Source organism: Raoultella sp., from assembly GCF_039594335.1.
In the GTDB taxonomy this organism is placed as follows: domain Bacteria; phylum Pseudomonadota; class Gammaproteobacteria; order Enterobacterales; family Enterobacteriaceae; genus Klebsiella.
Genome location: NZ_JBCNNS010000150.1, coordinates 1 through 8985, shown reverse-complemented (window position 1 = coordinate 8985; position 8985 = coordinate 1). Strand labels below are relative to the sequence as shown.

The following is an 8985-nucleotide window of genomic DNA, read 5'->3' as shown; positions in this document are numbered from 1 at the left end:
CCCGCCGACTGGGGGTCTGTCGTTCGGTCTTGTGCGCGTCACCGCGTTGGTTACAGCGACATGGTCAGCCGCAAACGCCGGCGGAGCTCAGCGCATATAACTGCCTGCACTACAGCCATTTTGCCGCGCCGACATGGCAGCTTACCGACCCGCAGGGTGAGGCCGTTTCCGTGGCGGTTTCCGGGAACCTCAGTGCCGGGATTTCCTCATTGCTGCTGGAAGCGGCGGTAGCCGGATGCGGCATCGCGATGCTGCCGGAACTGGAAGCGCAACGTGCACTCAATAGCGGGGCGCTGAAGCCGGTGTTGCCGGGCTGGACGCCGAAAGCCCTCAGTGTATACGGCATCTATTTATCGCGTGACTATCAGCCCAGCGCACTACCGCTGTTTCTCGATGAGATTCAACAGCAACTGGCGCAGCTTAGCTAGCGCACTTTCGTACCGCTGGTCCGGCGTGCGAGCTCCTGCCATCTTTCATCTCGCTACCCGACACAGGGGGCTCGTCTGTCTCTGGTTCGTAGCGACAGCGGCCTCCTTCGTGAGTCATCTTCGACTTTCGTGAAATATTGTCATCATGTTAAAAATAACGACACACGGCGCTAATTGATAATTTTTTGTTTTATATGGAATTTTCTTAATACGTCCGCAAGATCCCTCTCACCATCTATACTGTGGGTTAGACATACTAACAGGAGCGAACAGGAGCGAATTCATGGCAATCCATAAGAAAGGTCAGGCGCACTGGGAAGGTGATTTAAAAAGCGGCAAGGGGACCGTTTCGACAGAGAGCGGAGCGTTGAGCCAGCAGCCTTACGGCTTCAACACCCGTTTTGAGGGCGTCAAAGGGACCAATCCGGAAGAGCTGATCGGCGCTGCGCATGCGGCCTGCTTCTCCATGGCGCTGTCGCTGATGCTCAGTGAAGCGGGTTACACGGCCACAACAATTGATACGGTAGCGGTGGTGACGCTTGATAAATCCGGCGGCGGTTTTGCGATTACCCAGGTTGCGCTGAAGAGTCAGATTGTCCTGCCGGGTATTGAAGCCGATGTCTTCGATGGCATTATTCAGAAAGCGAAAGCCGGTTGCCCGGTATCACAGGTGTTAAACGCTGCGATTAGCCTCGACTACCAGCTGAATCCTTGACGCTTGAGTGCCCGTTACTCACGGGCACTCTTTGCATCTATCTGCAACGGATAAAGTCACTGCCTGCACATGAGTCCCACGCCGAATAGTGGTATGTTTTGCTGTCACGGAGAGAATCAGGCAAAACAATGACCAGCATACGCGGAATGATAGAGGCTCAGGTTCTGGGCTTAACCGGCATGGCGCTGAAAGAGATTGATTTTGAGCACCCGAAAGGGGAGCCGGGACTGTTCGGCCCCCGGTCCGCTATCTGGCAGGTACACGGTGACTTTACGTCGATGCTCTGCGGAGGCGTGAGCGCACTGTTGCTGCAGATGCTACATCCGCTGGCGCTGGCCGGTGTCTGGGATCACTCAAATTTCCGCGACGATATCTTCGGCCGCCTGCGGCGCACCAGCCAGTTTATCTCCGCGACGACCTTTGGCACCACTGTCGATGCGCAAAGGCTGATTGCCAAAGTGCAAGGTATTCACCTGCGGGTCAGCGGGCAAGATCTAGACGGCACGCCGTATATGGCCAGCGATCCAGCGTTGCTGACCTGGGTACACGTGGCCGAATGCAGCAGCTTTATGGCGTCGCATTTGCGCTATAAGCGCACGGTGGTAAGCGAGGAGCGTCAGACGCAATATTTCCACGAAACAGCCGAGATTGCCCGTCGTTTGGGCGCGCGCGATATCCCGGTAACCCCGCAGCAGGTGGCTGAATATCTGCAGGATATGCGCCCGCGTCTGCGCTGCGATGCACGTACGCGTGAGGTTGCGGACGTGCTGCTGACCACCCGTCTACCCGGCCGCCTGAGCCAGCCGGTAGGTCAACTGATGATGCGTGCCGGGATTGATCTGCTCCCGCCCTGGGCGCAGGAGATGCTCTCCCTGAGGCTGACCCCCTGGCAGCGGCATACCGCGCGGATCGCGGTGCACGGCATTGCCAGGGTGCTTCGCGCATCGGTACGCAACGGCGCCTATCATTGCGCGATGCGTCGAATGGCCGCGAATTAACATTTTTGTCGGAGATACCGCGCGCTGGCTATTATTTCAGGATAAAAAAGTCGGCGGGATTTATATTTCTATGCGCTTTATCTGCCCTGTGTGAATTAAATTATCGACAGTATCTGCACGCTAAAATCGATGGCGCGTCGACCTCGCCACAAGTTCTTCAACAGCCTGAAGGAGACATTGGTAATGTAGCCACATGAATCCCAGGGTTGATTTATTGAGGTTATACCCGGCATCCGCGCCGCAGTTTTCATATTGCCCGATAAATAAAAAGCGACCATAATTATTCCGCCATTATTCCATCGCATATTAATGGCCAATAACAAACGCATTGTCGTGTTTATGTTCAATAAAATAACCCAATCGGTTAATAGATATTATCTATAACCAGACTGGACATCCAGGAAGTCATACAATGATCATCCGACCAGAACAACACTGGTTTCTTCGCCTGTTTGACTGGCACGGCTCCGTGCTGTCAAAAATCATTTTTCGCCTGCTGCTTAATGTCCTGATGTCGATTGTCGCCATCATTAGCTATCAATGGTACGAACAGCTGGGTATTCATCTGACCGTGGCACCCTTTAGTTTACTGGGGATAGCCATCGCGATTTTCCTCGGTTTTCGCAACAGCGCCAGCTACAACCGCTTTGTCGAAGCACGTAATCTCTGGGGAACGGTACTGATTGCCGAACGTACCCTGATGCGTCAGCTGAAAAATATTCTTCCGGCGGAGCACGAAACGCATCAAAAAATCGCCAGTTACCTGATTGCTTTTAGCTGGAGTCTGAAACACCAGTTACGTAAAACCCATCCCGAGGCTGACCTTAACCGGCTGCTGCCCCCCGATACCGTCACGGAGATCCTCGGCAGCTCGATGCCGACCAACCGCATCCTGTTGCTGGTCGGCCATGAACTGGGCCAGTTGCGTGAAGCGGGGAAGGTGAGTGATATCACCTATGGCCTGATGGACAATAAGCTGGATGAGCTGGCCCACGTGCTGGGCGGATGCGAACGCCTGGCCAGCACGCCGGTGCCCTTTGCGTATACCCTGATTCTGCAGCGCACGGTCTATCTGTTCTGCACCTTGCTGCCGTTTGCGCTGGTCGGCGATCTGCACTACATGACGCCGTTTGTGTCGGTCTTTATCTCCTATACCTTCTTGTCCTGGGATTCTCTGGCCGAAGAACTCGAGGATCCGTTTGGCACCGCGGCGAACGATTTGCCCCTCAACGCCATGTGCAACACCATCGAACGTAACCTGCTGGATATGACCGGGCAGCAACCTCTGCCGGAAACACTGCAGCCCGACCGCTACTACAACCTGACCTGATGGTTCTCCCGCGTGATTGTTAAATAAGTTAAATCTAACGCGTGATAGATAACATTGATTATACAGTTACGATCCTGATTGTTATGCTTTCGTTAACAAAACGTCCGCCGCGACTTTCTCCGGCGGACGAACCTTTTCACATTGCGGATCGCCACGATAAGGCGATTTGGCACGTTGTTCTCGCTTATCGACGGCGCGTTCTGGAGTAGATATGAATATGAAAAGACGCTCAGTACCTGGCGTGCATCCTTATGATGGCCCGGCCGGTGGCTGGGGTGCGTTGAAAGCAACGGCCATCGCCGTGCGGACACAAATGGATGCTCTGGAGGCGCCCGCCACTCTGCTGCGCACCAATCAGCCTGACGGCTTTGATTGCCCCGGCTGCGCATGGCCGGATAAAGAACACAAGTCCACCTTCCAGTTTTGCGAAAATGGCGCTAAAGCAGTGACCTGGGAAGCGACCAGCAAGCGCGTCACGGCGGAATTTCTGGCGGCGAACACGGTCACCTCGTTACTGGCTAAAAGCGATTTTGAGCTCGAAGGCTACGGCCGCTTAACCCATCCGCTGGTCTACGATCGCGCCAGCGACACGCTGCGCCCGACCAGTTGGGAAAGCGCCTTTGCACGTATTGGCGAGGTGGTCAGCGGCATGCAGCCGGACGAGGTCGAGTTCTATACTTCCGGTCGCGCCTCCAACGAGGCGGCCTGGCTGTTTCAGCTGTTTGCCCGTGAACTGGGCACCAACAATTTCCCGGACTGTTCGAATATGTGCCATGAATCGACCAGCGTCGGGCTGCCGCAGTCGATCGGTATCGGAAAGGGAACGGTGTCGCTGGATGATTTTGACAAAACCGAACTGGTGATTTCCATCGGCCATAACCCGGGAACCAACCATCCGCGCATGATGGGAACGCTGCACGAACTGGCCCGTCGCGGCGTACCGATTATTGTGTTTAACCCTTTGAAAGAACGCGCGCTGGAGCGTTTCGCCGATCCGCAGAACGTTATCGAAATGGCAACCCTGGGCTCGACAAATATTGCCTCAACCTATTTTCAGGTGAAGGCGGGGGGCGATGCGGCGGCTCTGAAAGGCATTGCCAAAGCGCTGCTTCAGATGGAAGAAGAGCAGGGTAACGTCCTCGATCACGCATTTATCACTGAGCACACGCAGAACTTCCCGGCGTTTGCCGATGATTTGCTGAACACCGCCTGGCAAGATATCGAACGTGAATCCGGCCTCGCTCGCGCTGACCTGCAGCGGGTTGCCGACGCATACGCCAAATCGAACGCCACGATCGTGACCTATGGTATGGGGATCACCCAGCATAATAAGGGAACGTCAAATGTGCGGTTGATCGCCGACCTGCTACTGATGCGCGGGAATATCGGCAAACCCGGCGCCGGGATCTGTCCGCTGCGCGGACACTCCAATGTTCAGGGTAACCGCACCGTCGGGATTACCGAAAAGCCGAGCGCCGCCTTCCTGAAGAAGCTGGAAGAGGTGTTGGGTTTCGTACCGCCGCAGAAACATGGCCATGACGCGGTAAAAGCGTTGCAGGCGATGATCGAAGGCAAATCAAAGGTTCTGTTGTGCCTTGGCGGTAACTTTGCGGTGGCGATGCCTGACCATGAACGCGCGTTTCCGGCCATGCGCGGGTTGGATCTCAGCGTACATGTCGGGACGAAACTGAATCGCTCGCATCTGCTGGTGGCGAAAGAAACGTTTATTCTGCCGTGCCTGGGCCGCACCGAGCTGGATATGCAGGAGACCGGGCGCCAGTCGATCACCGTGGAGGATTCTATGTCGATGGTGCACGCCTCGTCGGGAAAACTGAAGCCGGCCTCGCCGCTGCTGCGTTCGGAACCGGCGATTGTCGCCGGAATGGCAATGGCGACCCTGGCGAACACCAAAGTCGACTGGCGCTCGCTGGTGGCGAATTACGACCGTATCCGCGATCTGATTGAACGCACTATTCCCGGTTTTGACAACTACAACGAGCGCATTCGCCAGCCGGGTGGTTTTCGCATGCCGCTGCCGCCGACGGAGCGCATCTGGCCAACGCCAACCGGTAAAGCCATGTTCTCGGTGTTCCACGGCGTACATGAGAACATTCATATTGCCGGTGAGGAGGTGCTGCGCCTGGTCACACTGCGCAGCCACGATCAGTACAACACCACCATCTACGCCATGGATGACCGCTACCGCGGTATTTTTGGCCGTCGCGACGTGCTGTTTATGAACGAGCAGGATATGGCCAGTCAGGGATTCGAGCACGGCGACCGGGTGGATATCACCACCGCGCTGCCGGACAGCGACCTGTGTTTGGAGGATATTACGCTGGTGGCCTACAACATCGCGCCAGGCACCGTTGGCGCCTACTATCCGGAAGCCAACGTCCTGGTTCCGCTGGACTACATTGATGAAGAGAGCGGCACGCCTTCTTATAAATCCGTGCCGATTCGTCTGACCCTGCGCTCGAAAGAGATTCGGCCGGTCTCCGGCCTGCGCTAATCTGCCCGCGACCGCTGCCGACCTCAACGTCGGCAGGGAACTCTCGCTATTCTGGCGCCAGTACCAGCTTGATGCCAAGGCCGACAAAACCGGCGGCAAAAGCGACCCGCAGCCCCAGTAACACCCTGGGACGGGTCAGCACATAGCCGCGCATCGCGGCCGCGCAGCATAAAGACCAGTAGCGTCATCAGCATAAAATCCCGCTCAGCGTCAGCATCTTTTTCACCGGAGAGGCGGTGTCGTTGTGGATAAACTGCGACAGCAAGGCGGGCGGAGTCATGCCGTTAAGCGGTCAAAGCCGCGGATCGGCTGAAAACGGCTAATGCCGTGCAACGCGGCGAGCGTCTGGGGGCGGTTTTTCCTCCGTTGCATCATCAAGATACTCTTTCGTCTACGCGAGGGTTGGCGAAAACACGCAGGCGCCGTCCAGACAGATGATGGCAGCCGGTTGCCCGCAGCAGACAGATCAGCAGCACCTCTCCAGGATCGTCACTTTCACCCGCGCCGGAGCGGCTTGTATTTGGCGGATGCTGAAAGTAACATTTAACTAACATATTTTTGACCGGGCGAGGGGAGTCTGCATCGCGCCGGCGTCTGCGTATAGCGAACGGCAACACACTGGATTAACCATGGATATCAAACAGCTCAAATACTTGATCGCACTCGATCAAACGCGTCATTTTGGCCAGGCCGCGGCGCTGTGCCATATCACTCAGCCGACGCTTTCGATGCGTATCCGCAATCTGGAAGAGGAGCTCAATCTTGTTCTGATTCAGCGCGGGCAACGGTTTGAGGGGTTTACTGCGGAAGGCGAGCGCATTCTGGCCTGGGCGCGGGCGCTGCTGGCGGCTCATGACGGGCTGGAGGCGGAGGCGGCGATTTGTCGCGGCCAGATGGTGGGGCAACTGCGGGTCGGCATGGTGCCGCTGGCCAGCCTTAATCCGATGCAACTGATTAAACCGCTGGCCGGGAAGTATCCGGAGCTGCAGTTCAGCCTGCTGTCTCTTACCTCGGAGCAGATAATCGATGGTGTCAGCCGGAATCAGCTTGATCTGGGTATCTGCTACCTCCAGCAAGTCGATAGCCAGCTTTTCAACGTCAAGTGGCTGCCCGCAACGCGGATGGGGCTGCTGCATGATAAACGCCATTTTCAGTTTGCCAAAGGCACGCCGGACTGGGAAACGCTGGCCGCATTACCGCTGGGATTTCTCAGCAAAGGAATGCATTACCGTGAATCCATCGAGATGAGCTTTAAGAGCAAAGGGTTAACGCCGAAATATGTCTTTGAGAGCGATTCTACCTTCCAGATTATTCAGGCGGTGCAGGCGGGAATTTGCTGTGCCATTATGCCGCTCAACAATGGTCTTGAGGCATTAAGTGATAATCTGGAGATTATTCCCATCGCCGACACCGAAGTGGATTCAAAGCTGGCGCTGATCATGCGCAACCAGCAGCCGGTCTCATCGCTGGCGGAAAAATGTTTTGCCGATGCGCAGGTCATTTTTAATTAATATGGCCGGGGGATGGGAGGCCGTCCCTGGGGCTCAATGGCATATTCAATTGGCAGACTACGGCTTAGTGCGCTGAGCGATGACGATTGGCCGCTATGAGCCGGCTGCGCCGCCGATAAAAACCCGGCGGCGCAGCGGACAGTCAGATATTTTCCAGCTCGATACCGCGGGTTTTCGGGCCGTAAATACCCACCGAGAGCATCACCATCAGCATGCTGGCCACGATGAAGCTAATCACCCCAGGGGTGCCGGCGTATTGTAAAATCAGGCCGATCAGAAGGCTGGTGAGCGCCGTTGACAGGCGGCTGAACGAGTAGCAAAAGCCCACGGCTCTGGCGCGAATCCGCGTCGGGAAGATTTCCGCCTGGTAGGCATGATAGCTGATGGTCAGCCAGGCGTTGGACCAGGTAATCATAAACCCGCAGACAACCAGCATCACCGGATTATTCTGCAGCGCAAACAGGGTACCGAACACCACCGTCATCAGCGCGGAAAGAACGATCTGCCACTTATTCTCAAACCGGTGGACAAAGCGGGTGCAGAACAAGCAGCCCAGCGGGTAGGCGAGAGTGATAAAAAAGGCGTACAGCAGGCTGTGGGTAATGCTCGCCCCCTGGCCGGAAAGCAGCGCCGGCAGCCAGTTGCCGAAGCCAAAAAAGCCGATCGCCTGAAAGAAATTCATCACCATCAGCATGAGGGTTCGTCTGCGGTATTCCGGCGCCCAGATCTCTTTAAAGGTTCCACTTTTGCGCTGCGCTTCCCGGGTGTCCGGGATATGCTGCGGCGAAGGCGTGACGCCACAGCGCCGCTCCATTTGACACATCACTGCATGCGCATCTGCATGACGCCCTTTCACCTCCAGCCAACGGGCTGATTCCGGCAGTTTTTTGCGGATAACCCAAATGATCAGCGAACACAGGGCGCCGAAGATAATGACCCAGCGCCAGCCGGTCAGGCCGAACAGCGTCGTCGGGACCAGCATCCATGACATGAGCGCCACGGCGGGGACCGAGAGAAACTGGATAAAAAAGGCAAAGGCGAACGCTTTGTTACGCAAATGGGTCGGGACCCATTCGCTCAGGTAGGTGTCGATGGTCACCAGCTCAATGCCCAGCCCAATGCCGACCAGAAAGCGGCACAAGATGACCCCTTCGGCGCTGTTCTGGAAAGCCATCAGCAATGAAAACGCGCCGTACCAGGCCAGCGCAAACATAAAGGTCAACCGGCGACCCAGTTTGTCCGCCAGAGGCGCCAGCAGACTGGCGCCGATAAACAATCCGAAGAAGGTGGCCGAGGCGAACGAGGCCTGATCGGAGATACCAAAAAGGCCCAGTTGATCAGTATGGAAAATATGTTCGGCCAGCAGTCCGCTACTGATATAGCCGGTCTGAAAAAGATCGTAGAGCTCAAAGAAGCCGCCGAGTGCCAGCAGAGTGATAAACGACCACAGGCCGAAAGAGGCAGGCAGGGCATCGATGCGGTAGGTTAAGC

At 56.2% G+C, this 8985-nt stretch carries 7 protein-coding genes; 6 read left to right on the top strand and 1 reads right to left on the bottom strand.

Annotation, left to right across the window (positions count from 1 at the left end; genetic code table 11):
• From ACZAHD_RS19350 to ACZAHD_RS19325, 6 genes are all read left to right on the top strand, one after another.
• On the top strand, positions 1–428 hold a 428-nt coding region (locus ACZAHD_RS19350; RefSeq protein WP_462458218.1), incomplete at its 5' end, for a substrate binding domain-containing protein.
• Between the two features lie 283 nt (positions 429–711).
• Positions 712–1143, top strand: coding sequence for an OsmC family protein (locus tag ACZAHD_RS19345; protein ID WP_462458217.1), 432 nt, complete (start codon positions 712–714; stop codon positions 1141–1143).
• A 128-nt stretch (positions 1144–1271) separates the two neighbouring features.
• Positions 1272–2141 (top strand): oxygenase MpaB family protein, encoded by an 870-nt coding sequence (locus ACZAHD_RS19340; RefSeq protein WP_462458216.1) that lies wholly within the window; start codon positions 1272–1274, stop codon positions 2139–2141.
• A 412-nt stretch (positions 2142–2553) separates the two neighbouring features.
• Positions 2554–3471 carry a bestrophin family protein gene (locus ACZAHD_RS19335; RefSeq protein ID WP_462458215.1) on the top strand — a complete coding sequence of 306 codons (918 nt, stop codon included), beginning with the start codon at positions 2554–2556 and terminating at the stop codon, positions 3469–3471.
• A 211-nt stretch (positions 3472–3682) separates the two neighbouring features.
• Complete coding sequence (locus ACZAHD_RS19330) at positions 3683–5983, top strand: FdhF/YdeP family oxidoreductase (protein WP_462458214.1); 2301 nt, start codon at positions 3683–3685, stop codon at positions 5981–5983.
• Positions 5984–6612: 629 nt separating this feature from the next.
• The gene (locus tag ACZAHD_RS19325; RefSeq protein WP_462458213.1) at positions 6613–7494 is read left to right on the top strand and encodes a LysR family transcriptional regulator; all 882 of its coding nucleotides are present in this window, start codon (positions 6613–6615) and stop codon (positions 7492–7494) included.
• A 142-nt stretch (positions 7495–7636) separates the two neighbouring features.
• Here ACZAHD_RS19325 and ACZAHD_RS19320 read toward each other — a convergent pair.
• Positions 7637–8985 (bottom strand): MFS transporter (locus tag ACZAHD_RS19320; protein WP_462458212.1); only part of this gene is annotated, 1349 nt, incomplete at its 5' end.